The 25252-nt window shown below is 49.9% G+C and carries 21 protein-coding genes and 1 tRNA gene; 12 read left to right on the top strand and 10 right to left on the bottom strand.

Translation table 11 applies throughout. The features are described 5' to 3' along the window. Positions 1-107: 107 nt before the first annotated feature. The gene (locus WGC32_RS00955; RefSeq protein ID WP_342680375.1) at positions 108-1844 is read left to right on the top strand and encodes an ABC transporter ATP-binding protein; all 1737 of its coding nucleotides are present in this window, start codon (positions 108-110) and stop codon (positions 1842-1844) included. Next, positions 1841-3580: an ABC transporter ATP-binding protein gene (locus WGC32_RS00950; protein WP_342680374.1), complete on the top strand. Its 1740-nt coding sequence runs from the start codon at positions 1841-1843 to the stop codon at positions 3578-3580. The genes WGC32_RS00955 and WGC32_RS00950 overlap by 4 nt, the downstream gene beginning before the upstream one ends. A 203-nt stretch (positions 3581-3783) precedes the next feature. On the opposite strand, the gene WGC32_RS00945 is transcribed toward WGC32_RS00950, so the two are convergent. From WGC32_RS00945 to WGC32_RS00930, 4 genes are all read right to left on the bottom strand, one after another. Further along, complete coding sequence (locus WGC32_RS00945) at positions 3784-4164, bottom strand: zinc ribbon domain-containing protein (RefSeq protein ID WP_342680373.1); 381 nt, start codon at positions 4162-4164, stop codon at positions 3784-3786. Positions 4165-4471: 307 nt separating this feature from the next. Further along, positions 4472-4547: transfer RNA gene (locus tag WGC32_RS00940), tRNA-Ala, on the bottom strand. Between the two features lie 155 nt (positions 4548-4702). Then, positions 4703-6331 carry a hypothetical protein gene (locus WGC32_RS00935; protein ID WP_342680372.1) on the bottom strand — a complete coding sequence of 543 codons (1629 nt, stop codon included), beginning with the start codon at positions 6329-6331 and terminating at the stop codon, positions 4703-4705. Continuing rightward, on the bottom strand, positions 6318-7046 hold the full coding sequence (locus tag WGC32_RS00930; RefSeq protein ID WP_342680371.1) for an ABC transporter ATP-binding protein: 729 nt from the start codon (positions 7044-7046) through the stop codon (positions 6318-6320). Before WGC32_RS00930 ends, WGC32_RS00935 begins: the two co-directional genes overlap by 14 nt. Positions 7047-7343: 297 nt before the next feature. Between WGC32_RS00930 and WGC32_RS00925 the strand changes: the two genes are divergently transcribed. Together WGC32_RS00925 and WGC32_RS00920 are read left to right on the top strand one after the other, a co-directional pair. Continuing rightward, entirely contained in the window at positions 7344-8804 is a 1461-nt protein-coding gene (locus WGC32_RS00925; RefSeq protein ID WP_342680370.1) for an NADP-dependent glyceraldehyde-3-phosphate dehydrogenase, read from the top strand. A gap of 126 nt (positions 8805-8930) precedes the next feature. Next, positions 8931-9341, top strand: a complete 411-nt coding sequence (locus tag WGC32_RS00920; RefSeq protein ID WP_224771615.1) for a DUF1622 domain-containing protein — start codon at positions 8931-8933, stop codon at positions 9339-9341. Positions 9342-9436: 95 nt separating this feature from the next. Here WGC32_RS00920 and WGC32_RS00915 read toward each other — a convergent pair whose 3' ends face one another. After that, complete coding sequence (locus WGC32_RS00915) at positions 9437-10225, bottom strand: HAD-IIA family hydrolase (RefSeq protein WP_342680369.1); 789 nt, start codon at positions 10223-10225, stop codon at positions 9437-9439. A gap of 133 nt (positions 10226-10358) precedes the next feature. Between WGC32_RS00915 and WGC32_RS00910 the strand changes: the two genes are divergently transcribed. Beyond that, positions 10359-12464 carry an ATP-dependent helicase gene (locus tag WGC32_RS00910; RefSeq protein WP_342680368.1) on the top strand — a complete coding sequence of 702 codons (2106 nt, stop codon included), beginning with the start codon at positions 10359-10361 and terminating at the stop codon, positions 12462-12464. Positions 12465-12475: 11 nt separating this feature from the next. Continuing rightward, a complete protein-coding gene (locus WGC32_RS00905; protein WP_224771614.1) occupies positions 12476-13105 on the top strand; it encodes a trimeric intracellular cation channel family protein in 630 nt (209 codons plus the stop codon). Here the strand turns inward: WGC32_RS00905 and WGC32_RS00900 are convergent. The 3 genes from WGC32_RS00900 to WGC32_RS00890 form a co-directional block, all read right to left on the bottom strand. Then, complete coding sequence (locus tag WGC32_RS00900) at positions 13095-13412, bottom strand: hypothetical protein (RefSeq protein WP_342680367.1); 318 nt, start codon at positions 13410-13412, stop codon at positions 13095-13097. The two genes, WGC32_RS00905 and WGC32_RS00900, sit on opposite strands and share 11 nt — an antisense overlap. Positions 13413-13539: 127 nt before the next feature. Then, a complete protein-coding gene (locus WGC32_RS00895; RefSeq protein WP_342680366.1) occupies positions 13540-14175 on the bottom strand; it encodes an ImmA/IrrE family metallo-endopeptidase in 636 nt (211 codons plus the stop codon). Between the two features lie 24 nt (positions 14176-14199). Further along, complete coding sequence (locus WGC32_RS00890; RefSeq protein WP_342680365.1) at positions 14200-14715, bottom strand: helix-turn-helix domain-containing protein; 516 nt, start codon at positions 14713-14715, stop codon at positions 14200-14202. A 160-nt stretch (positions 14716-14875) separates the two neighbouring features. On the opposite strand from WGC32_RS00890, the gene WGC32_RS00885 reads away from it, so the two are divergent. After that, positions 14876-15106: a helix-turn-helix domain-containing protein gene (locus tag WGC32_RS00885; RefSeq protein WP_342680364.1), complete on the top strand. Its 231-nt coding sequence runs from the start codon at positions 14876-14878 to the stop codon at positions 15104-15106. Between the two features lie 140 nt (positions 15107-15246). On the opposite strand, the gene WGC32_RS00880 is transcribed toward WGC32_RS00885, so the two are convergent. Both WGC32_RS00880 and WGC32_RS00875 read right to left on the bottom strand, forming a co-directional pair. Then, positions 15247-15528 (bottom strand): hypothetical protein, encoded by a 282-nt coding sequence (locus tag WGC32_RS00880; protein WP_342680363.1) that lies wholly within the window; start codon positions 15526-15528, stop codon positions 15247-15249. Positions 15529-15742: 214 nt separating this feature from the next. Continuing rightward, a complete protein-coding gene (locus WGC32_RS00875; protein ID WP_342680362.1) occupies positions 15743-16192 on the bottom strand; it encodes a metal-dependent transcriptional regulator in 450 nt (149 codons plus the stop codon). Between the two features lie 157 nt (positions 16193-16349). On the opposite strand from WGC32_RS00875, the gene WGC32_RS00870 reads away from it, so the two are divergent. The 5 genes from WGC32_RS00870 to WGC32_RS00850 all read left to right on the top strand — a co-directional run bounded on the left by WGC32_RS00870 (position 16350) and on the right by WGC32_RS00850 (position 25040). Then, positions 16350-16589 carry a FeoA domain-containing protein gene (locus tag WGC32_RS00870; RefSeq protein ID WP_191482746.1) on the top strand — a complete coding sequence of 80 codons (240 nt, stop codon included), beginning with the start codon at positions 16350-16352 and terminating at the stop codon, positions 16587-16589. A gap of 70 nt (positions 16590-16659) precedes the next feature. Beyond that, on the top strand, positions 16660-17892 hold the full coding sequence (locus WGC32_RS00865) for a FeoB small GTPase domain-containing protein (protein ID WP_342680361.1): 1233 nt from the start codon (positions 16660-16662) through the stop codon (positions 17890-17892). Positions 17893-18106: 214 nt separating this feature from the next. Then, positions 18107-19591 (top strand): recombinase family protein, encoded by a 1485-nt coding sequence (locus tag WGC32_RS00860; RefSeq protein ID WP_342680360.1) that lies wholly within the window; start codon positions 18107-18109, stop codon positions 19589-19591. 292 nt (positions 19592-19883) lie between these two features. Next, positions 19884-20840 (top strand): tyrosine-type recombinase/integrase, encoded by a 957-nt coding sequence (locus WGC32_RS00855; RefSeq protein ID WP_342680359.1) that lies wholly within the window; start codon positions 19884-19886, stop codon positions 20838-20840. Between the two features lie 177 nt (positions 20841-21017). Then, positions 21018-25040, top strand: coding sequence for a S8 family peptidase (locus tag WGC32_RS00850; RefSeq protein WP_342680358.1), 4023 nt, complete (start codon positions 21018-21020; stop codon positions 25038-25040). Positions 25041-25252: the final 212 nt, after the last annotated feature.

The following is a 25252-nucleotide window of genomic DNA, read 5'->3' as shown; positions in this document are numbered from 1 at the left end:
AAATCATTTGAAAAGATGGGGAAAATAATAAAACAAGAAAAACAATGGTTGAACCAGTTGAAATGTGGTAAAATCATAGGGAAATACAGATGAGATGGAATGATGGCATGAAAAAATTAGCGAGATACCTCCGGCATTTTAAGAAAGAGGTAATCCTGGGACCCTTTTTTAAACTGCTGGAAGCAATTTTTGAACTGATTGTCCCCCTTGTGATGGCAAAGATCATTGACGTGGGCGTCAAAAACGGGGACACCCAGTATGTTCTCATCATGGGCGGGGTCATGGTGGTACTGGGAATCGCAGGCCTTGGCTTTGCGCTGATCTGCCAATATTTTGCCGCCCGGGCGTCCCAGGGAGTCGGCACCCTCCTGCGCAATGACCTGTTTGCCCATATCCTTTCCTTCTCCCATGGAGAGGTGGATAGGTTCGGTACCCACTCCCTGATTACCCGCATCACCAATGACGTCAACCAGATCCAATTGGCGGTGGCCATGCTGATCCGTTTGGTAGTTCGCGCGCCCTTCTTGGTCATCGGCGCTGCGGTTATGGCCATGATGCTGGACCTACAGCTCTCCCTGGTCTTTCTGGCGGCGGCTCCGCTGGTTGCCCTGGCCCTCTATTTCGTTATGAGCCGGAGCATTCCCTTTTACCGCGTGATTCAGAAGAAGCTGGATCGTATCTCCCTCATCACCCGTGAAAACCTGGAGGGGGCCCGGGTGATCCGCGCTTTTTCCAAGCAGGAAGCGGAACAAAAGCGATTTGAGCAGGCCACGGAGGATGCGATGGACTCCTCGGTGAGGGTGGGGAAGATCTCGGCCTTATTAAATCCGCTGACCTTTGCCATTATGAACATTGCCATTGTGGCCATCATCTGGTTTGGGGGACTGCGGGTCAACGCCGGGTCCCTGAGCCAGGGGCAGATCATTGCCTTTGTCAACTATATGACCCAAATCCTTCTGGCCCTGGTGGTGGTAGCCAACCTGGTGGTCATCTTTACCAAAGCTTCCGCCAGCGCCGCCCGGATCAATGATGTGCTGGAGACCCAGCCTGCCATTGCGGACAGGGCACAGGACAGGATGCCAGCCCCGTATCATGGCCCTAAAATCCAGTTTCGGGACGTGTCTTTTTCCTATCCCGACGCGGAAGAAGCCTCCCTTTCCCATATTAGCGCGGAGATGCTGCCGGGGCAGACCATCGGCATCATTGGCGGCACCGGTTCTGGAAAGTCCACGCTGGTCAGCCTGATTCCCCGGTTTTATGATGTAACCCAAGGAGCTGTTTTGGTAGACGGGGTGGATGTGCGGGACTACCCCCTGGAGCGGCTGCGCCAGCAGATTGGCGTTGTGCCGCAGCAGGCGGTGCTTTTTTCCGGCACCTTGGAGGAAAATATGCGCTGGGGGAATGAGAACGCGACCCAAGAGCAGATCGCCAAAGCCCTGCGGGTGGCCCAGGCGGAGGAATTTGTATCCAAACTCCCCGACGGGTGGCAGACCAAGATCGCTCAGGGCGGCAAGAACCTGTCAGGAGGCCAGCGGCAACGGCTCACCATCGCCCGGGCGCTGGTGCGGGAGCCGGAAATCCTCATTTTGGATGACAGCGCCAGCGCTCTGGATTTTGCCACTGACGCGGCTCTGCGCAAATCCCTGCAGGAGGAAACCCAGGGCATGACGGTGATTATGGTATCCCAGCGGGCCCACACCATCCGCCAGGCAGATCAGATCATTGTCCTGGATGATGGAGAGGTGGCCGGGGTGGGCACCCACGATGAGCTTTTCCAGGGATGCGAAGCCTATCGGGAGATCGTCATCTCCCAGCAGAAAGAGAAGGAGGTGTCCGGCCGATGAAAGACAGTACCTGGAAGGTAGGGAAGCGGATCCTTTCCTATACCAAACCCTATGGCGGATACCTGGCCGGAGGCCTTGTCTGCGCTGTCATCAGCGTCCTGCTTTCCCTGTGGCTGCCCGTGCTCATCGGCAACGCTGTGGATCAGATCATAGGCCCTGGCCAGGTCCGGTTCTCGGCCATCTGGCCTATCCTGGTCAAAATGGGGGCGGCCATTGCGGTCAGCGCCCTCTTTTCCTGGATGATGACCGCCTGTACCAATACAGTATCCTACCGGACGGTGAAGGATATCCGGGACGACGCGTTTCAGAAGCTGTCCCGGGTTCCCCTGCGGGCCATTGACGGCCAGTCCCATGGGGATCTGATCGCTCGGGTGGTCACCGATACCGACATGATTTCCGATGGTCTGCTTCAGGGCTTTACCCAGCTTTTTAGCGGCGTCGTCACCATCCTGGGCACCCTGGGCTTTATGCTGTCGGTCAATGTCCACATCGCTTTGGTGGTGGTTGTCCTGACCCCGCTCTCCCTCTTTGTGGCCTCTTTTATTGCGCGGCGTTCCCACAAAATGTTCACGGCCCAGTCATCTGCCCGGGGAGAGATCACCGGCGTGGTGGAGGAGATGGTGGGCAACCAAAAGGTGGTGAAGGCCTTTGGCTATGAGCAGCGGGCCCAGAAACAGTTTGAAGAGATCAACAGCCGCCTCTACGACTGTGGGGTAAAGGCTCAGTTTTATTCCTCCCTGACCAATCCCTGTACCCGCTTTGTCAACGCCATGGTCTATGCCGCGGTGGGCATCTTCGGCGCCCTTTCCGCTATGGGCGGCAGCCTGAGCGTCGGACAGCTTTCCAGTTTCCTTTCCTATGCCAACCAATACACCAAGCCCTTTAATGAGATCACCGGCGTCATCACCGAGCTGCAGACCGCCTTTGCCTCGGCCAGAAGGGTATTCCACCTGCTGGATGAGGAAGCGGAGCCCCCAGATGCCGGCGGCAAGGTGCTGGAGCACTGCGACGGCCGGGTCAGTCTGGAGCATGTGGACTTTTCCTATCAGCCGGAAAAGCCGCTGATCCAGGACCTGAACCTCCAGGTCAGCCCCGGGCAGAAGATTGCCATCGTAGGCCCTACCGGCTGCGGCAAGACCACCATGATTAACCTCCTCATGCGCTTTTACGACCCGGATCAAGGGAAAATCTGGGTCAGCGGCCAGGATATCATGGGGCTGACCCGCCAGAGCCTCCGGGCCCAGTATGGCATGGTGCTGCAGGATTCCTGGCTCTTCAGCGGAACGGTAGCGGAGAACATCGCCTACGGCAGGCCCGACGCCTCCCGGGAGGAGATTGTGGCGGCGGCCAAAGCGGCCCACGCCCACGGCTTTATCCGCCGACTGCCCCAGGGCTACGATACCATGATCTCCGGAGAGGGGGAGAATATTTCCCAGGGCCAGCGCCAGCTTTTATGTATTGCCCGGATCATGCTGACCCACCCGCCCATGCTCATCCTGGATGAGGCTACCTCCTCCATCGATACCCGAACCGAGGCCCGGATCCAAAAGGCCTTTGAGGAGATGATGGAGGGACGCACCAGCTTTATTGTAGCTCATCGTCTTTCCACCATCCGGGAGGCGGATGTGATCCTGGTCATGCGGGACGGCCATATTGTGGAGATGGGGAACCATGAGCAGCTGCTTCAGAAAAATGGATTTTATGCGAAGCTATATAACAGCCAGTTTGCCCAATAGAGGGGTGGTTCTTTCATTCCCTCTGGATGTTGAAAAAGACCTGAAGCCAAAAATGCTTCAGGTCTTTTGTACTGTGCTGGCCTTTTGACAAGAGAGAACCCTTGCAGGCATCAGGCTGCTATGATGATCCCTACTACAAAAAGGGGCAAAAGCTCAAGAAGGCCGCGGCCGCTTGTAGCTGCCCTAAGGTCAGGATATGGATCTTAAGGGAGCTTTTTGCCGCAACGATTGCAGAATTCAAAGTCTTTCGCAACGGGAGCTCCACAATAGGGGCAGAAGTTATGATCGGCGCCATCTATTTGTTGCGTGGAGTTTTGCTGATCGCCGAAACGCTGGTTCAGCGGATCCGTTTCTTCGTCGGCGTCGGTAATATCATATGCGGAATAGCGGTTTTTTCTGGTAGCATTTTTAAAATTATAAACTGTTGTTACGACTGCGACACCGGTCCAAAGCACACCAAACATCGCAAATAGACCGTTTGCCTGGGCAGCCAGAACCGTCCAGAGAATGCCGAAGCCGATCATAAAAATTCCAACCACACCACCCATCATAGATGGACCTCTGCCAGGTTTTATACTTTTCATTTGATACCATCCTTTTCGGGGAATCATAAGGAACAATGTTATTGATCTATTATAGCATACATAACGCACCTGATAAATAGGAAGGCAAAGAGATAAAAGAAAAAACTGAGCCCGGAACGCCAGGCACGTCCAGGCCAGCTTGATGGTGTAATGCTATAAAATAGATGCCCACCACAAACGCGAGCAGCAAGGCAAAAGAAAAAGCCGAGCTTAGTGTAATGCTATAAAATAGATGCCCTCCACAAACGCGTGTAAGAAAGCTTCAAAAAAGAAAAACCTGCGATGCGCGACTTGCTCACCGCAGGTGTGGTGGAGACGAAGAGGATCGAACTCTCGACCTTACGGATGCGAACCGTACGCTCTCCCAGCTGAGCTACGCCCCCACACTTGTTTTGACCTAAATATTATACAACATCTTTTTCCGAAAGTAAAGAGGGAATTTTGTCTGGCTCCAGGCTTCAAGGCGTGAAAAAGGACGGCCGGAGAATATTCCTCCGGCCGTCCTTATGAAAAACAGTAGCCTTATCAATGAAAGAGGCTATTTTACCCGAAAGTTTTTCGGGGCCAATTGATAGACCAGGGTCAACGCAACGAGCATATACACCACAGTGGCCCCCAGAACAATGAAAGCAAAGCTGGAAGGTACAGCCTCAATCTGCAAGCACATGTAGCAGACGACATACACCACCATGTTGATGATATTAAACAGAGGGTTTTTCATATCCAGCTCGGTGGTATAGGGCTGGAATACATAATAAAGGAATAGATGGTGGACAGAAAAGAACAGGGAGAGGAAGATGATGCCCAGCATGAAGAAAATCATGTCCTGGATGGGCCAGTATACACCGCTGATGAAAACCAACCCTCCCACCGCTGCACAGATAGCGGCCGCCAGCACCAGGTTGAGCTGCACCACCTTCCAGAGCCGGATCTGGAAATTGAGGAGGATCGCCTTGCGCTCCCGGTAGTAGCTGTAGCGCAATAGGCTGATGTCGCAGTTGTAGAACATGGCCCTGCAGATCCGCTCCCCGATGGAAGCAAAGTACATGACAAAGCAGAAGACGGGGAGAAGCTGGGAAAGAATCTGAGAAAAGGCAGGGCGGAAGGAGGGAATAAGCAGAAGCGCCGCGCCGCAGCCCACAAAGAGGACGGCGACGATCATCAGCCGCCGATAGAGGGGCAGGGTCAGCATCCGGCGGTGGCGTTCAAAGAAGATGGCGTTGAGATAGCGGTAGCCCTTCTTGTTCTGAAATTTACCTGTGCCCAGGTTTTCCCCAGTGAAGTCCTCATCCCGGAGCTTCACATCCCGGAAGCGGTTCTGGTTGGCGGTCGCCTTGGGATCCACCAGGAGCTTGTCGCGGATGAGGATGTCTCTGGCGGCTTCCCGATAGCCGGGATAGCGGATGATATACCGAAGGGACGCAAGGCCCAGGGCGATGGGAACCAGCACAAAGGGAAAGCCGATGATCCACCGGTCGACGCCGAAGGTGAAGCCCATCCCTGTGGGAATATAGGCCAGCGCCGCCCCCAGCAGCAAAACCACGGTGATGATGGCATAGCTGGTGGTGAGCACCCGCCCGGTTTTGCGGTAGATCAGAAGCTGCAGAGCTTCCCCCATCAGGCGGAAAGCTGGGAAGGAAATCGCCATGCAGAGAATCTGTACCCAGCTGCATCCACACAGGATCCCTCCCACAATGATGCAGGGCAGGAACAGAACAAATTCCGACAGATGATAGAATAGGACCATGGACAGGGTGTAGTCCTGGGGGTCCATCCCCACCAGACGGATGCAGATGTATTTATTGGGCTTATTTTCCAGAGCCTTGGGCGCCTGGACAGCGCCGGCTAGAAAGCTGAGAAAGAAGAAGATGTGAACGAACATAGCCCCGCGGGCAGCGGGATCCGCGTCTTCCGCCATCAGGAAGAGAGGGAACGCCACCATCAGCCCGATATAGGCCGCTTTGCAGAAAAAGCGGTAGACGGTGTAAAGAAGGGCGGCCACGATAGCCAGGCCCTGTTTGAGCTCGGTCTGGGCATAAAGCCCGTCGGGAACGGCTTTTCCAATCAGCGGCAGCCGCTTGATGTAATAGATCAACCGATTGGCCATGGATACGGTGCTGATATGGAAGACGCTGATCAGGGTGTTTTTCATCTTACTGCTGTTCATGGTCATCCTCATCTTTCAAGATCTCAATAATTTTCTCCTCAAACTCCTTGCTGTGGAGCATGGAGCTGTCCACCGGTTCCAGCTGTCCGCCGCTGAGGACGACAATCTCGTCACACAGGTCGGTGGCAAGCTGAAGGATATGGGTGGAAAAGATGAGGATATGATCCTTTTTAATATCCCGCAGCAGCTTCTTCATCTCCAGCGCCACCACCACGTCGAAGGAGGTCAGCGGCTCATCCAGCAGCATAACCGGCGGACTTGTGATGATATAGCAGAGCATCTGCACCTTGTTTTTCATGCCGTGGGAATAGCCCTTAATCAGCCGGTGCCGGTCCTCAGGCTCAATCTTTACAAGATCAAAGTATTCGTCGATGGTTTTGGGATTCTTGATTTTATCCCGGTTGATGTCGGTGTAAAATTTCAGAAACTCATAACCGGTGAGAAAATCCGGCAGAATCGGCGTGGCAAAGACATAGCCGATGTCCTCCGGCAGCAGGGGCTTTCTCTCATCGCCCTGCACAAGGTACGCCTGGCCGCCCTCCGGGGTCAGATCCCCGCTCAGGCAGTTGAAGAGGGTGGTTTTACCCGATCCGTTGCGGCCCAGCAGGCCGTAGATCTTCCCCTTTTCAAAGGTGAAGGACGCCCCCTTAAGGACTTCTTTCTCCCCGAAAGACTTCCGGATTCCCTCCAATATCACATGGGTCTGATTTTCCATCAATGAAACCATCCTTTTGTTAGAATTTAGTGGAACAAAGCAATCAAATTCTATCATATTCCCCAGGGGAGTACAACGCGGAAAAACAGTCGATTTTCTTACATTTTAGGGCAAGGAAGGGCCCGTGGTTAGGGGAGCTTTGGGGAGGCTTTATTTTTTCTCTCCGCCGGGCCCGCACCAGCCGGCGCGCATATTTTTACAGCGGTCTTTGCCGTGAAAATCTCCCCATTTTCTGTTAATAGGCAAGGTTTTGCAAATACTAGGGGTAGATTCTGAGAGAAAGGTTGCTGTTTTTTTATGTTTCAAAGGCTACAGGAAGGACATCCTGTCTATGGAAACCTAATGGGAGGAAGATGGATCACCTCCCAGTCGGGAAAATTTATCGATATCCATTCCCCGGTGGATGGATCCCTGGTGGGGAAGATCCCCGCCATGACCCAGGAGGAGGTGGCCGCCTCCATCCAGGATACCAAAACCCACCTGAAGGAGTGGGCAGCCATGCCGGTCTTTGAACGGGCCAACATCCTCCACAGGGCGGCTACCCTTTTGGAAGAGCGGGCCAAGGAGCTGGCGGAGATCCTGGTCATGGAGATTGCCAAGGATCGGAAATCCGCCCTTTCCGAGGTGACGCGGACCGCCGACCTGCTGCGCTACACCGCCGATATGGGCAAGAGCCTGGAGGGACAGGCCATGAGCGGGGAGAACTTCCCCGGCGGCTCCCCGGACAAAATCTCCTTTGTCACCCGGGTGCCGCTGGGAACGGTGCTGGCCATCTCCCCCTTTAACTACCCGGTCAACCTCTCCGCCTCCAAGATCGGCCCGGCCCTCATCGGCGGCAACGCAGTTTTGCTCAAGCCCGCCACCCAGGGGGCAATCAGCGCCCTGCATCTGGCAAAGATCATTCAGGAGGCGGGGCTGCCCGACGGCATCCTCAACACAGTCACCGGCAGGGGAAGCCAACTGGGAGACTTTATCGTCACCCAGGAGGGCATCGACTTTATTAATTTTACCGGCAGCACCGAGGTGGGAATGCGGATTTCTCAGCTTTCCGCCATGCGGCCGCTGCTCATGGAGCTGGGCGGCAAGGACGCCGCCATCGTCTTGGAGGACGCGGATCTGGACTTTGCGGCGGAGAACATCGTTTCAGGCGCCTATTCCTATTCGGGGCAGCGCTGTACGGCGGTTAAGCGGATTCTGGCCACCGATCAGGTGGCGGACGATCTGGTGGAGAAGCTCAAAAAGAGGATCGAGGCGCTGCCGGTGGGGGATCCCAGGGATAATGCCGTCATCACCCCGCTGATCAGCGAGCGGGCGGCGGAATCCGCCCAGGAGCTCATTGAGGACGCCCTGGACAAAGGGGCCAAGCTTGTCACCGGCGGCCAGCGGGAAAAAAACCTGCTGACCCCCACCCTGCTGGACTTTGTCACCGCCGAGATGGACGTGGCCTGGGAGGAGCCCTTTGCGCCGGTGCTGCCGGTGATCCGGGTGAAGGATGTGGAGGACGCCATCCAGATTGCCAACCGTTCGGAATACGGCCTGCAGTCCTCGGTCTTTACCCACAATATCGATCAGGCCTTCTATGTGGCCCGGCGTCTGGAGGTGGGGACAGTCCAGATCAACAATAAGACCGAGCGCGGCCCGGATCACTTTCCATTTTTGGGGGTAAAGGCTTCGGGAATGGGGACCCAGGGGGTGCGCTACTCGATTGAGGCCATGACCCGCCCGAAGGTGATCGCCCTCAACCTGCAAAATCCATGAAAACTTGAGTTTATTGTTCCCATGAGGGAATTTTTGCTTGTGTAAAAACCCAGGACTTTGTATAATAGGGGCAGAAAGAACAGGAAGCATCCGGCTGTCCGGGTGTAGCGCGGGGAGGAATGGGATGTGGAAGCGGTACACAACTTGCTCAACAACATTGTAGACGTAGCCATTATGCTCTTTGAATTTATGGGTGTGGTTGTCATCATTGCCTCCGGCATCCGAGGGATTATCAGCTATATCCGCCACGATCCCCTGACCCGGCTCAACCTGGCCAAGGGCATGGCCATGGGCCTGGAATTCAAGCTGGGCAGCGAGATCCTGCGCACCGTGGTAGTCCGGGATTTTTCTGAGATTCTCACGGTGGCGGGCATCATCGCCCTGCGGGCTGCCCTGACCTTCCTCATCCACTGGGAAATCCGCAACGAGGAGGCGGATAACCGTTTGGCGGAATCAGAACGGCGTCAGTGGCAGGCCGCCAAGGGGGAAACAGAGAGGGAAAAGCCCGACGGGCAGCGGGAAGATCAACAAAAATAAAAAGAGCGGGGATCCGGCGGAAAACCGGATCCCCGCTTTTGGCTTTAATAGCCGATTTTGTATATAGATGCGCCTGATGGCTGGTGCGGCGGCTCCTACCGGAGATGGGCGGCTAGGTCTCCCAGATCCTCGAAGATATAGTCGGGCTGGATGTCGCTTTTCTCCACATCCTCCCGGGTTGTCTCCCCTGAGAGGACCAGGATGGAGGTGATGCCGCCGTTGGCGCCCATGGCGATGTCGGTGTAAAGCCGGTCCCCCACCATGGCAATCTGCTCCCGGGGGAGCCCGACCTTGTCCAGCACAGCGTCCACAATCTCTTTATGGGGCTTGCCGATGACCTTGGGCAGGACGCCGGTGGAGGCTTCCACAAAGGCGATGGTGGCGCCGATGTCCGGCATAAACCCAGTCTCAATGGGGCAGTTAAAGTCGGGGTGGGTGGCAATATAGGGGATGCCGGCCCGGACATAGTCACACAGCTTCCACAGTTTTTGGTAGGTCAGCCCCGTGTCAAAGCCAAGCACCGCCAGATCGGGCTCCTCTTCCACCAGCTGGACGCCCGCCCTTTCAAATTCCCGGGTCAGGGAGTCGGTGCCCACCAGATAGACCCTCTTGCCGGGGAAATGCTGGTTGAGGTAGATGGTGGTGGCCTCTCCCGAGGTAAAGATCCGCTGGGGAGCTACCTCAAAGCCCATCCGCCGCAGTTTCTCCTGGTAGGCAAACCGGTCTTTGGAGGAATTGTTGGTCAGAAACATAAACTCCCGGCCGGTTTCCTCCACCTTCTTGACAAAGGTATAGGAGCAATCAAAGATCTGATTGCCCAGATAAAAGGTGCCGTCCATATCCAAAAGAAACATGCGGATATTTTGCAGCTTCTCTATCTCCATGGCTTCTCCTCTTTCCTGTTATACTTCAGTTTTGTCCCATCATACCGCCTGGAGGGAAGGCTTGTCAACCCTTTCCAAGGAGGCCGGGATGTGGTAGGATAAAGACAGCAAAGGACAAGGGGGAAATCGGCAGATGGAGGAACAGGCGCTCTTTGATTATCTCAAAGAGAATTTCCAGATCCAGCTCAGCGCCCAGCAGAGGGCGGCGGTAGTGGCCGGCGGCAGGCCGGTGCTCCTGCTGGCAGTGCCGGGAGCGGGCAAGACCACGGTACTTGTCACCCATGTGGCCCATATGATCGCCTGCCGTGGCATCCGGCCGGCGGAAATCTTGACCCTTACCTTTAACAAAGAGGCCGCGCGGGACATGGGAGAGCGGTTCCAACGGCTTTTCGGCAGCCTTCTCTCCCTGCCCCGGTTCCAGACCATCCACAGCTTCTGCTACCGGGTGGTGATGAATAAATGCCGCCGGGACCGTCTCCGGCCGCCACGGCTTTTGGAGACGGTGCTGGGACAGAAGGTCAACCGCTTGTTTGTCGAACTGTTCCGGAAATATCAAGGGCTGAGCCCCACCCAGGAGGAGATCGAGGACGTCCGGCAGGCCATTGGCTATGTAAAAAACATGATGCTGGAGGAAGACCAGGTTCGGGAGCTTTCGGTCTGCGACCATTTCTGGGAGATCTATCAGGGATATGAGCGGTACAAGCGGGAGACTGGGCTGATGGATTTCGACGACATGTTAACCCTGGCCTACGAATACCTGTCCACCGACGGGAAGCTGCTTGAGAGTGTGCAGGGGCATTACCGGTACATCAACGTGGATGAGGCCCAGGATACCTCCAAGATTCAGCATGAGATCATCGGGATGCTGGCCGCCCGGAGCCGTCAGCTTTTCATGGTGGGGGACGAGGATCAGAGCATCTACGGCTTCCGGGGAGCTTTCCCCCAAGCGCTGCTGCGCTTTTCCCAGGACTATCCTGACGGGGAGATCCTCAAGATGGAGCGCAATTTCCGCTCCACCGATGCCATCATCCGGGATGCTTCGGCGCTGATCTCTCACAACCAGGACCGCTATGACAAACAGATGCACGGCGTGCGGGGAGAGGGGATGCCGGTGGAGCATCAGCTTGTCCGGAATCTGCAGGAGCAGTACCGGTATGTGATGGATCAGGCCAAAGCCCTCGCCCCCGGTAGAACCATGGCGGTGCTCTACCGCAACAACGATTCCGCCATCCCCCTTGTCGACCTGATGGATCGGGAGGGGATGGGCTTTCGACTGCGCTCCGGGTCTGTGAACCCTATGGATAACCCGGTCACCGCCGACGTAATGGCGTTTTTAAGCCTCAGCGCCGACCCGTCGGATCTGCGGGCTTTTTCCCGGGTGTTTTTCAAGACCTCCTGCTATCTGACCAAGGAGGTCTATGCCTTTGTCAAACATAACCACCGTCCCGGCGCCGACATTTTCCAGATCCTCCGGGATGCCCCCTACCAGGGCAGGTGGGAGGATATAAAATCCCTTTCGGAAAGGATCAGGATGCTCAAGCTAATGCGGCCGGCAGATATGGTGGACAGTATCCTGTGGGACGTAGGCTACGAGCGGTACCTTAACCGGATCACCCGGTCGGGAAGCCGGTATGAGACCATGATGTATAAGGTGGACATGCTCCGGTCCCTGGCCTCCGGATATCGGGACGTCTATGCCTTTGCCCAGCGCATTGAGGACTTTGGAGCCCTGTGCAGGGAGAAAAACCGGGCGGTGAGCAATTTGACCCTTTCCACCGCCCACGCCAGCAAGGGGCTGGAATTTGATCAGGTCATCCTCATCGACCTGCTGGAGGGGCGTTTCCCCTCGGACGTAGCCATCCAAAGCCATGTAGAGGGCGTCGGAGACGCCTTGGAAGAGGAAACCAGGCTCTTTTATGTGGCCATGACCCGGGCAAAGGACCGGCTTGTCCTCATGGTCAGCGACGAGATTTCCCAGAAAAACAGCAAGGTCTCCCGCTTTGTAGAGATGAGCCGGCGCCCAGCGGCCAAAGAGAAGATCAAACCGGCTCCACAGCCCCGTTCATCGGAAGCCTTTCCCCAGCTGTCCGGGGGAGAAAGGGTGCGGCATCCCCTTTTCGGGGAGGGGACGGTGCTTTCGGTGTCCGACAAGCGGATCGAAGTCCGGTTTGGGGAGGAGATCCGCCAGCTGGACATGGATATGTGTGTCAAAATGCGTCTGCTGACGCTTTGCAGGTAGAGGTGGAATATATGCAGATCAATTTCATCAGCATTCTGGAGTATATCGGCATCATATCTTTTGCCGCGTCGGGAGCCTATGTGGCCATGGGCAAGCGGATGGATATTTTCGGCGTCCTTGTGGTGGCTACGGTGACAGCCTTGGGCGGTGGCATACTGCGGGATGTTATTATGGACGTGGGAGTCCCCATCTTTTTCCGAAGCTATGTGAGCATCCTTCTGGTCCTGATGACAGCCGCCGCCGTCATGCTTCTAGGGGACAGGCTCCGGACCCTGCTCCTGATCCCCCTTTTTGATACATTAGGCCTGGCGGTGTTCGCCATTGACACAGGGGTGAAAGCCATCCAGTCGGGCTATAGCCTGACTGAATTTGCCTTTGTCTCGGTCATCACCGCCGTAGGCGGTGGGGTGCTGCGGGATCTATTGTGCCAGCGGGTGCCGGTGATCCTCCGGCGGGAAATCTATGCGCTGGCAGCCCTTTTGGGCACGGTGGTTCTCTGGTTCCTCCATCCCTATATCGGGCTGATGCCCGCGGCATACCTCTCGATGGGCCTGATTGTAGCGGTGCGCCTGGTGTGCGCCTATTTTAAGATAAACCTACCCATTGCAAAACTCAAAAAATCCAAGCAGGCTAATCGATGATTTCGATGGTGGCCCCCCGGTTGATAGCCCGCTGGCTGAGCATGGAACGCAGGTTGGTGGTGGTCAGGGAAAAGAGATTGACCAGGGTTTCCAGATCCCGGCGGGTCTTATCCTTGCCCAGACTTAGGGCCAGGATGGAGGCAAGGCCCACAATGTCCTCCTCTGACATACGGAGTTTGCTCTTGCGGGTGGGCCGGTTGGCGTTATCGGGGTCTCTGGGAGCGTTGGCTGCGGCGCGGTCAGCGGCTCGTCGCAGCCGTTGCTTTTCCCCTGACGCCACGTAGGAGATGCCGTTGTCTTCCGCCATGCAATCGCCCCCTTTCCCTTCAGTATATGAGAAAGTCCCTCAAAAGGCCCCAGGCTTCCAGGCAGTGGACGGACAAAACAGAAATCCCCTCTGATACGGAAAAGGAAAACCGTAGCAGAGGGGATTTTTAGGGGATGTTGGAGGTGTTTTCTTGAAAAATATCGAGGCCGCTGTCCTTCTTTTTAGCCTTTTGGGCAATATAGGCGGTGATGAAAGGCTCAAACTGGAGAAACAGCCGCAGATCATCCCGGGAGACGATGGCGCTGCGCTGGCGGCGGAAAGCCTCCAGCTCCGCAAAACGGTAGTCTGCAGCCTCATGGGAAAAGCCGGTCAGCTCCCTGAGCTCTCTCCGGGAACTGACGCCGCAGAAGTGGAGAACCACCAGCGGCCCCAGAATTTCCTTGGCCAGCTGATCGGCCTCCCGCTCCATCGGGTCCTTTTTTCCAGCGGGGGAGGGGAAGAGAGGGCCGCGCTTTTTAGGATGGTAGTGGAGCAGGATATGGGACAGTTCATGAGCCAGGGTCCAGCGGATCCGGCCCGGATCGTTGAGCTCATTGTAAAAGACGGTCAGCCTACCGTCGATGGGGAAGGTCATCCCATCCGGCCCAAAGCGGCCCAGCAGATAGGAAAGGCTTTTTCCGGCGGCCTGACTGTACTGGCCATAGGTCAGCACCGGAACCTTCATGGCCGCCAGCAGGGAGAGGGGAGAGACGGGCAGGGAATGGACGTCTGCCCGTTGAAATAGTTCCAGGGAAGGATGCATACCGAACGGCTCCTCTCGTGTGGCTTAGTCGTTGTTACCATTGCCATCCGAGAAGAACATCCTGCTGATTTTCTCCGCATCCCTTCTGTCTTCTTCGCTGATGCCGGAGACGCCGCCTCGGGCCGCAATCGGCGCGTCGGCGGCAGGGTGAAGGAGAGAGAGGGAGGAAAGCTTTTGGCTTGTGCTTTTGGAGGTGGGAATGGCGCCGCCTCCGGTCTCGCAGTAGGATAGCTGGGAGGCGGTGGCCGCGTTGACGGTGGCCTTCCCCCGGTCGTCCAGCCGCCGGAAGTTGAGAATCAGGCGGCTTTCCTCCTCGTCCAGCTCCAGGGCCGGCTGACGGATGTCGGTGCGGCAGAGCAGGTAGTCGGTGGAGACATTGAGCATGTTGGCCATCTCACAGAGCAGAGAATAGGCCGGCTCCCTGGCGTCAGCTTCATAGTTGCGGTAGGTGTTATAGGGCAGACCCAGCTTTTGTGAGAGCTGCTGCCGGGAATATCCCTGCTCCTCCCGCAGTTGGATGAGTCTTTGTCCAAATGTCATAGGAACGCACTTCCTTTCTTGTTGTCTTTATTATACCTCATCTATTTTCGTATTGCAATATTAAAATTTCTGTTTTGAAATATTTTTTTAAAAACCTCTTGATTTTTATTCGTAATGAGTTATAATAAAAGCGAACAAAAAACAGAATGGAGGAAATATAATGACGATATTTAAAAATATGGAACGGATGAGAATAGAACATAATATGACAAGGGAGGCCCTGGCCCGTAAGCTGGGCGTCACCCCTGCCCGGCTGCGCAGATGGGAAATCGGCAGAGAGCCCATCCCGTCGGACAGGCTTATCGCCATGGCGGATCTGTTTGGGTGCAGTATTGATTTCCTGCTTGGACGCAGCAGCCGGATGGAGTATGTGATCAGTTTCGCGTCGTGACCACATTCCAGCGTAACTGATAGAGAACAGATTCCCCATAATCACACACACAAACACAGGAGGGTCCAGCTGAGCGGAATCCTCCTGTATTTGGTTAGAGGCGAAGGATGCGGAAAAATCACAGGCGGCCGGGGAAAGAGTCAGTCCGGGGTTGCCAGGCCATCGATATACAGTCCCATGAATCTTTTGGAGGAGGGAGGCAGCTTTCCGGCGCATTCATCCCGGCGCAGGGAGGTGACCATCAGGGATTCTCCTGGGGGAAGATAGCCGCAAAGCCTTTCCCGGATCCCCAGCGCCGTATACCGGGAACAGAGAAGAAAACAGCCAGGGAAGGATTGAAGCACCTCCCCCAGCCGGTCCAGCTGGGAAAAGAAATCCATCGGTTCCTCCCCGCGGAGGGAAACACAGACAAGGTAGAGCATCCTGCCCCTCCTTTGACGGAAAATCTGGGGCGGATAAGGAACTTCTGCCGCAGAGAAAGAAGGTTATTTCCCCAAGTTTTGCGGCTTATTCCGGGCCCCTGTTGGATATTTTTCGGAAATTTCCGGTTTTTATGCGGGATAAAAGCAGCGGGGAGGGAGAAACGGCGCCTATTTCGAAGAAATCAGAAAGAAAACGAACACAAAAGCCCTCCGGCTATCTGCCGGAGGGCTTATTTTGAGGAAAATCCCCTTTTTGAAGAAAGCAAACTAGTTTTTCCAGGTTGTAGATGGTGGACTCCTGAAAGAAATGTTCCATCTGCTCCACCTGTTCGGTTTCGTCCTCGGTGTGGTTGAGTAGGCACAGAAAGGTGTGGAGAACCTCATGGCGGTGGAGAAGATAGCGGCCCAATTTCCAGCCCCTTTCGGTGGGCTTGACAATGCCATATTTTTCGGAATCCACATAGCCCAGCTCTTTGAGGCTGCCCACCATCTTAGAAGCGGAGGAGGGGCGCACCCCCAGGGCTAAAGCCAGATGGTTGATGCGGGCATAGCCTTCCTGCTGGGCAGAGCGGCAGATCATTTCCAGATAGTCCTCCATAGCGTCGGTGATCTCCCGGTGGTCCCGGAGCTTGTATCCTTTCAGGGTGCGGTATTCATGATTCATGGGCTCCTCCAAAAAGTTGTGGCAACCGCCGGGGGACGGGAATAAATTAGTACAAGGAAATAGAGTTTCCCTTCCCTAAATCTCACAATCATTCGTCCCCTGGCAACAGGGGATCACAATGGATATATTCTCATTTTATGAACAGGAGTATGACAATATGAATGAACATCGCGTCACCCTCAATGGAATCCAGGAGGGGCAGTCGGCACGGGTAAGCTGCCTTCTCTCCACCGGGAGCATGCGCCGCAGGCTCCAGGACATCGGTCTGATTGAGGGAACCAATATCACCTGCCTACAAAAAAGCCCGGCGGGGGATCCGGTGGCCTACTTAATCCGCGGCGCCGTCATTGCGCTGCGTTCTGAGGACTCCTCTCAGGTGGTAGTCCAATACAGTTAAAGTCGAAGGGTACAGAGATAGCGCGGATGGGTGGATCATCCGCGCTTTTGTGTGAATGGAGGGCGAGCATATGGGCTTGACAGCAAAGTCCACCGGCCTTGGCGCCGTGGACCGGGGGCTGACCATCGAGCGGGCAGAGATCGACGATCAAGTGGTGGCGCTGGCGGGAAACCCCAATGTGGGGAAGAGCACGGTTTTCAACGAGCTGACGGGGCTCAGGCAGCATACAGGAAATTGGCCGGGAAAAACGGTGACCAATGCCCAGGGCAGGGCTGTACATAAGGGAAAGGGATATATCCTGGTGGATATTCCTGGCACCTACTCCTTGCTGGCCCACTCCGCTGAAGAGGAGGTGGCCAGAGATTTCATCTGCTTCGGGGAGCCGGATGCGGTGGTGGTAGTCTGCGACGCCACCTGTCTGGAGCGGAACATGAACCTGGTACTCCAAACCTTGGAGATTACCGATCGGGTGGTAGTCTGTGTCAACCTGATGGATGAGGCGCGGCGCAAAAATATCCGCATCGACTGCGGTCAGCTCGCCGAAAACCTGGGGATCCCGGTAGTGGGAGCCAGCGCCCGCAGCCGAAAGGGCCTGACCGAGCTGATGGATCAGGTGGAGGCGACAGTCTCCCAAAAGGAACGGCGGGAAACGGTGAAAGTCCGCTATACCAAGCCCATTGAGGATGCCATCGCCCTACTGGAGCCTGTTGTGGCGGAGAAGCTGGGAAAAAGGCTGAATGCCCGATGGATTTCCCTGAAGCTTCTGGATCAGGAGCCTTCGCTGGTTCAAAGCTTGACGGAATATTTAGAAGAAGATCTGCGGGAAGATCCCCTTGTGGCGGAAAAATTAGAGGAGGCAAGGGAAAGGTTAAGAAGAAGCGGGATTTCCCCGGAAAAGATGAAGGACGACATTGTCTCCTGCCTGGTGATGACAGCGGAACACGTATGCGGCGATGTGGTATCCTTTGGACGGAGCAATTACAGCGCTTGGGACCGGAGGCTGGATAAGATCCTGACCAGCCGATGGACGGGAATTCCGGTGATGCTTCTGCTGTTGGCGGCCATTTTCTGGCTGACCATTACCGGCGCCAACTATCCCTCCCAGTGGTTATCCGACGGACTTTTTTGGTTGGGAGACCGGTTGGGGGATTTTCTGCTGTGGTGCGGTGCTCCCAGCTGGCTGTATGGGGCTCTGATTCAGGGAGTCTATCGGGTGTTGGCGTGGGTAGTCTCGGTGATGCTGCCGCCGATAACCAGATTCAAGAAAAACCTAACAGTATATTTTCTCTTGGAAATCGGATGAAACCGCTTGGTATTTGTCATATTATCCCATACGAATAATATAATTAAACATATTTCAATTATAGGGGTGAATCATGACAGATAATAAGAAAAAAATAGTGCTACCAAAGAATTTACAGGCAAAAATGTTAGAATTCTTTTTAAAAACATCTATTCCAAGAAAGAAGGAAAAAAATAAATCCTCTATCTAAAATCAGGGATAGGAGCGATTTATTATGGTGGAAACAGGGATTTATGTAAGGGTGTCAACAGAAGAGCAGGCAAAAGAAGGATATTCGATACGAGCTCAGATACAAAAATTAAAAGACTATTCCAGAATTAAGGAATGGAATGTCTATAAGGTCTATGCTGATGAAGGAATAAGCGGGAAAAATATAAAAGACCGACCGGCAATTGTTGAATTAATTGATGACTTAAAAAATGGAAGAATCAATAATGTTCTAGTCTTTAAAATTGATCGTTTGACACGCAATACCGCAGATTTAATTTATCTAATTAATCTCTTCAATCAGTATGATTGCGGCTTTAACTCATTAAGTGAGAGCATTGATACAAAAACTGCCAATGGGCGCATGTTCATAAAGATTATTGGTATTTTTGCAGAATTCGAAAGAGAAAATATAATTGAAAGGACTAAAATTGGTTTTGAAAGAAAAGTGAGAGAAGGATATACCCTAGCGACTAGAACAATGAGCTATGGATATGATAGGAGTATTGGAGAAAAAATACAAACTGTCAATGAAGCCGAGGCAAGCATAGTCAGGGAGGTATTTGACATGTTTGTTAATAGACAAATGTCATGTTTTGAAATTGCGAAAGAATTAAATGACAGAAAGATTCCTACAAAAGAAAACGCTGTTTGGTACACTAGAACGATAAAAAATATGCTTACTAACTGCAATTATATAGGAAGGGTCAGGTACTCTACAAAAGATAAAAAGAGAAGTTTTGAGACAGATGGAGTACATAAACCGATTGTATCGAAAGAATTATATGAAGAGGCTCAAGAATTAATAAAAAAAATATCGGTAAAAAGTTATACAAAGCGACCAAAAGAAGATAGCTATTTTCTAGGTGTCTTATATTGCGGAAAATGTGGCGGGAAAATGGTATCGCACAATAATTACCTGAAACATAAAGATGGGGATATGGTCATACAAGTGGACTATCGTTGCCGAAATTACATCAAAAAAACTTGCGACGCAAGCAATGTCACCCATAAAAAGGTGGAAGAAGCCTTTAAGGCCTATATAGAACACATTGAAGATTTTGAAATATCCGACTGTGTTGACATAGCGGGGGAACAAGAACGACAAAAGCAAAACGCCGATTTATTAGAAGGGCTTCACAAACGATTAAAAGCGATGGAGCAAAAGGGAAAGGAAGCGGCAGCTTCCTATATTGCTGGAAGCATTGCCTTGAGAGACTACTCAGAAATAAAAGAATTAATAGAAAAAGAAAAGGGGCTTTTGATCACAAAAATACAAGAAATAGAAAAAAACGAGTTTAAAGAAAAGGAAGAGAAGATTAAGAAAGAAGATATTATCACAAATTTAAAAGAGAATTGGGATCTATTGACCAAATCAGAAAAGAGACAGTTTTTAGTAAAGTTTGTCGATAAGATAATCGTATCTAGCAAAAAGACCAGTGCTAAAAGCCGCATAGTTCGTATTGAAGATGTTCAATTCCATACTTTTTAAAGAAAAACCGTACGGGACTTTTTAGTCCCGTACGGTTTTTGTTACTCATACATATATTTAAAATAAAGCATCAAACTTCTTTTAGCAGTTTTTAATAAAATAACAATCAAATGAATATAATTAAATAAAGTGACATCATTTTCTAAGAATTTCCGAAAGCTGCTATCTTTCGGAAAATAATTTAGTCTTTAAACTATTGACTTAATTCTATAAAATATATCAAAATTAGTCAAGATTTTTAGCGAAAAATAATTTGGTAAATTTCCAAATTTCAGAAAGGAATGATGAGAATATGAGCAAAAAGTCTCAGATGAAAGTAAATGATCTAATCCCTTTATGGCTTAATAACCTTGAAGTTTCAGTAAAGCCATCCACTTTTTCTACATATCAGGTCATTTTAAAAAATCATATCATTGGTACAATCGGTAAATTAAAAATAGAAGAATTAAACAAGCAGGCAATCGACCAATTCATTATTCAGCAATATAATAATGGAAGAGCAGATGGCGCAGGGGGATTATCTGCAAAAACCATTCTGAATATTTCAACAATTCTAACCTCTATCCTAAAATTCGCCTATGAGAATAAGTATGTCCAGTTTTACCCTTTTTCCCCTGTAAAACCCCGACAAGATATGCGTGAGATAGAAATTCTTACACAGACCGAGCAGAGACATCTCGAAGAATATATCTATAATCACCTCGATTATAAAATAGTGGGGATTTTGCTGTGCCTTTATACAGGCATACGAATCGGCGAATTATGTGCCTTACGTGTAAACGACATTGATTGGGAAAATGGGATTCTAAAAATAAATAAAAGTATGCAGAGGATTAAAAATATAGATCAGAATTCTGCTAATAAAACGAAAATTATTATAGATACCCCAAAATCGGGAAAACCGAGATATATTCCGTTGCCTACAGCTATCGTGGACATTCTTATATCTTTATATAAAGAAAGTTCGCCTGATTGTTATATCCTTTCAGGAAATCATAGGTATATTGAACCTAGGTCATACACAAACATTTTCAAGAAATGTTTAAAAGAATGCAATATAAGAGAAATTAACTTTCATGCGTTACGACATACTTTTGCTACTAGATGTATTGAGGCTGAATTTGATATAAAGACATTAAGTGAAATATTAGGTCATTCAGATGTCCGCATTACACTTAGCACCTACGTACATTCATCCTACCATTTAAAATGCAAGTATATGAAAAGCCTAAAATTAATGTGCGGATAATCTAATTTTTTACAGGGGTGGGGTGGAATTTTTATTGCAAAAAAGATTGATAAAATGGGGATTTTGAGATTATTTTCCGAAAGATAGCAGCTTTCGGAAAATAATAGCTATCACAGGCATTAGTATATCCTAATTAAATGTCTTTTGTGTGAAGTGGAAAAAACAGGAGGGGTTTTTGTGAAAAAAATAGTTGGTTTATTTTTAAGTATCATATTGATATTCACTTTTTGTTCTTTAACTGTATTGGCCTCAACAGTGCAAGAAGATGGAATCGAAGTTGAAATCACGACAGATAAAGAAGAGTACGAAGAGGGCGAATCGATTTCTGTTACAATCAGCGCAACTAATCAGAATGACTCCAATATAACGGATGTAAAAATTGAAAGTATTACTCCGAATGGGTTTAAACTAGCCGACGAGGCTAGCTCGTCAATCAGCAAGGAATCTTTAGGCTCTGGTGAGACGTTAATGCTGAAAACTACATATGAAGCTGAAAAATCCACGTCTGGCAATGAAAACACGGAGGGAGATGAAAACCCTCCTATTGGCGGCGGTGACTCGTCCAACACAGGATTAACGAATTCTACAGTGTCCAATCAGGCTAATCAGAATGAAATTGCAATGCAAACTTCCGATAAAGAGTCTCCAAATACAGGGGATACTAATTATTTCGGTATAGTTTTTGTTGCCTTTTTGATTAGCGTGACGGCTATTGTTGTCGTATCCGTTAAAATGAAGAAGGCAAAAAGAATCCTTTCCCTTATTCTGTGTATCGCGATTGCTGGGAGCGTTCTGCCTAATTTGCAGATTCATGCATTGGAAGGCAACAAAGACATCGAATATAGTTATATCAACCTTTCAAAATATATTACAGTTAACAATAAGCCAGTCCCATTACCGGCGGTCGTAAGCTATGTCTTGGATAACACTACAGATGATAACGACGAATATGAAGAAATTCCAGAAGGAGGATATACTCCGAAAGAAGAGAACATCGTCTATACAAATAAAGAAAAAACGTATGGCTATGTCAACAACATGGTGTTTATCTTCTTTAACGAGAATTTGCCAGAAGCGGAAAGGCGTGCAATTTGCGAAAGTATCGACGGAAAGATTATAGGTTCCAATAAATCCCTTGACCAATATAAAGTAGAAATTCCTCCTAGAGATGAAAAAGGACTGCAAGAATTATGTGAACAGTTGGAAGATATGGATGGTGTAATAACAGCAACATATGATCTTATTGGTCTTACTGTCGGTGCTGTATCCTCTATTCCAAATGACACATGGAAAGATGAAGTTAATGGAATCAACGGTGTTATATGGGATGAAAATAATCCTGATGGATTGAACTGGTGGTTAGAGGCGACGTATGTGCCTTCCGCATGGAATTATAGTCAATATTTTCACCATATGAAAATCGGCGTTGCCGATAATGGATTTGATATAGGTCACGAGGACTTAAATATAACAGTTTTAAACGAACAGGAAAACACAATAAATGACCATGGCACACATGTAGCGGGAATTATAGGCGCAACGCCGAATAATGGGCGTGGAATCACGGGAATTGTCCGGAATGCCGATTTGTTAGGATATGATGTATTTCCTGGCTCATCAGAAAAAACAAATTCAGATGAGACAATGGATGGGATTGATAAATTACTAGAGCAAGGAGCTAAGGTGATAAACTACTCACTCTATCAGGAAAATAATGGTTTAACTTCGGACAAAATATATAAACGAGGATATGAGCAAGCAAAATATATTGCACAGTTCCTGCATAAATTTGGACCTAACTTTATCATTGTGACTATTGCTGGTAATGGAAATGAAAACAACATAGGTATAGATACTAAAAATGCTAATGGTTTTGCAGGTATCAATGATAATATCATAGATCGTGTGCAACAGGCTTACGATGATGAATTTGGAACAGGTGAATATTTCTCTAAAGACGAGTTTTACGATTCCTTTATGATTGTCGGCGCCGTGGATAAGAAAAAAACATCTGATGGCGAATATCAATTGACGACATTCTCTAATTACGGAGACGCCGTAACCGTTTGCGCTCCCGGGCAAGATGTTTTTAGTACTATTGTAACTGGTGGTGAGGATGGCTCTTATGGTAATAGGCCTGGAACATCCATGGCCGCTCCCATTGTCAGCGGTATAACTTCTATGGTTTGGGCTGTCAATCCTGATTTTACCCCTTCGGTTGTAAAGGATATTGTTACAAGCACAGCAACAACAAAGGTAAATAGCCGGAACAGTGGTGACCCTAGGCCTACTTATCCGATGGTGAATGCTAAGGCCGCCGTAGAAAAGGCAATACAGGTATCAGACGATTATAACCCAAATTCTGATTACGGTACAATTTACGGACAGGTCTGTGAAGCGGAAACTGGCAATCCACTTGAAGCTACAATCGAGATTTATTCTTCTGATGAACTTTATCAGACCATTACCAGTTCAGCAGAAACAGGTGATTTCTCTGTTTCACTGCCTGCCGGTACCTATGAATTGAAGTTCTCAAAGGACTGGTATAAAGTCGAAAAATATTTTGATGAATATGCCATAACTGTGCCTCTTGAAGAAGGAGGATTGTACATATTATCCGACCCCATAGAGATGACAAAGATGGTACCTACCTTCACGGGAAGAGTAATAGATGCCAAAACAGAAAAGCAGCTGGAAGGGGTCATAGTTTCTCTCAAAGGTATTGACAAAGATGACCAGGATGTAACTATAGTTGCGAGTCAGACCCAAGAAGATGGAACGTTTAATTTAACTGTACCCAAGGATAATATGGCTGATATAACAGCGCTTCGATTCACAAAAGATGGATACGATGAATACATATCTCCTATAACACCCAATTCTAGCGAAAATGTCGATATTGGAACTGTGTTTTTAAGTCCAAGTCCCTCTACCAGCATTTTCGGAAAAGTAGTAGACTCTGAAACACAGAGCTCTCTTGACGGTGTTGAAGTTTCTCTAAATGGAATTGACGAAAACGAGAACGAAATTGTTGTATCTACGGCTACTACATCCACAGATGGTAAATTCAATTTAGACGTTCCATCAGGCAATACAGCAAAGTTAACCAGCATAAGCTTTAAAAAAGACAGATATGAAGATTATCTATATTCTTTAGAATCTTTCGACAATGAATCAATGGATATTGGAACTATCTATCTAAAGCTTTCTGAATCCACTGGTGATATTATTTATATATCAACACCTGAACAATTTAATGATATCAGAAAAAATTTAGATGCACATTATGTTCTATTAAATGATATCGATTTAGCTGACTTTACTTTTTGGGCGCCAATTGGAACATCTACCAATCCATTCACCGGTATATTAGATGGCAATGGATACAATATAACCGGTTTTACAATTTCAGGTTCCTCAACTGGCTTCGATTTAAGTGAAGAAATTGATTCTAAAGGACATACTGAATATTGTGGTGCCGCGATTTTTGGAACCGTTTCTGACGGAGCAAAAATTAAAAACCTTAATGTTAAAAATGCATCGATTTCCTGTGATTCCAGTTATTCAACAACATGTCACGCAGTTCTAGTTGGAAAGTTATTTGGCAGTGAATCTGCCAAAACAACTTTAGAAAATTGCAGTGTCAGTGGTAATATGACTATAAACTCAACTGGTGGTTATATAGGTGGCATTGTTGGTTATTCAAATGAATACGCAGAAATAATCAATTGCCAAAACTACTGTGATATAGACACATATGTGCAACTATCTGATTGTCTTCAGTTATATGCCGGCGGTATATTAGGCGGCGGATGGGGTTCATATCCTAACATCGAACATTGCTATAATGAAGGAAATATAGAAGCTTTAATTGATGTTATAGATCATAGTTGGGCTGCAGAGATGGCAGTAGACGGATTATTAAAACAGTCTACCGGAGTTGGCGGTATAGCTGGTAATTCGATTAATATTAAGAACTGCTGCAATGTTGCAACTCGTCTACAACTTCAATCAGATGTACCTGTAGGGCAATGTGGCCGTATAGCAAGTACTTATGATACTAGACACCAAAATTGTGTATCTTTTAAGTATACTATTGTAAATGGGCAATTTGTGACCAGCACAGACCCAACAAGTATTCACGGTAAAGATATGGACACAGTAGAAGAGGTAGAAGATTGGTATAACAGCTTCAATTAATCTATTCTAGTAAAAACAATGGAGAACGCTGGATTAATAATCCAGCGTTCTTATATTTTAGAATGTAGCTTCAGCCGTGCAAAAAGTGTTCTTTCTTAAGAAGAACACTTTTTACAATTCAAGTAAAATCACAAAAGCCTGCAAGTGCCAATATACACATAAAAAATGTTGTCTGTGCGTGCGGGGTCTCGTCTTTACAACCCGAGACCCCG

Origin of the sequence: Zongyangia acetica, assembly GCF_038739695.1 — a bacterium.
Classification (GTDB): domain Bacteria; phylum Bacillota; class Clostridia; order Oscillospirales; family Ruminococcaceae; genus Zongyangia; species Zongyangia gallinarum.
The sequence above is the reverse complement of the archived record's forward strand: the minus strand, read 5'-3'. Positions and strand labels throughout refer to the sequence as shown.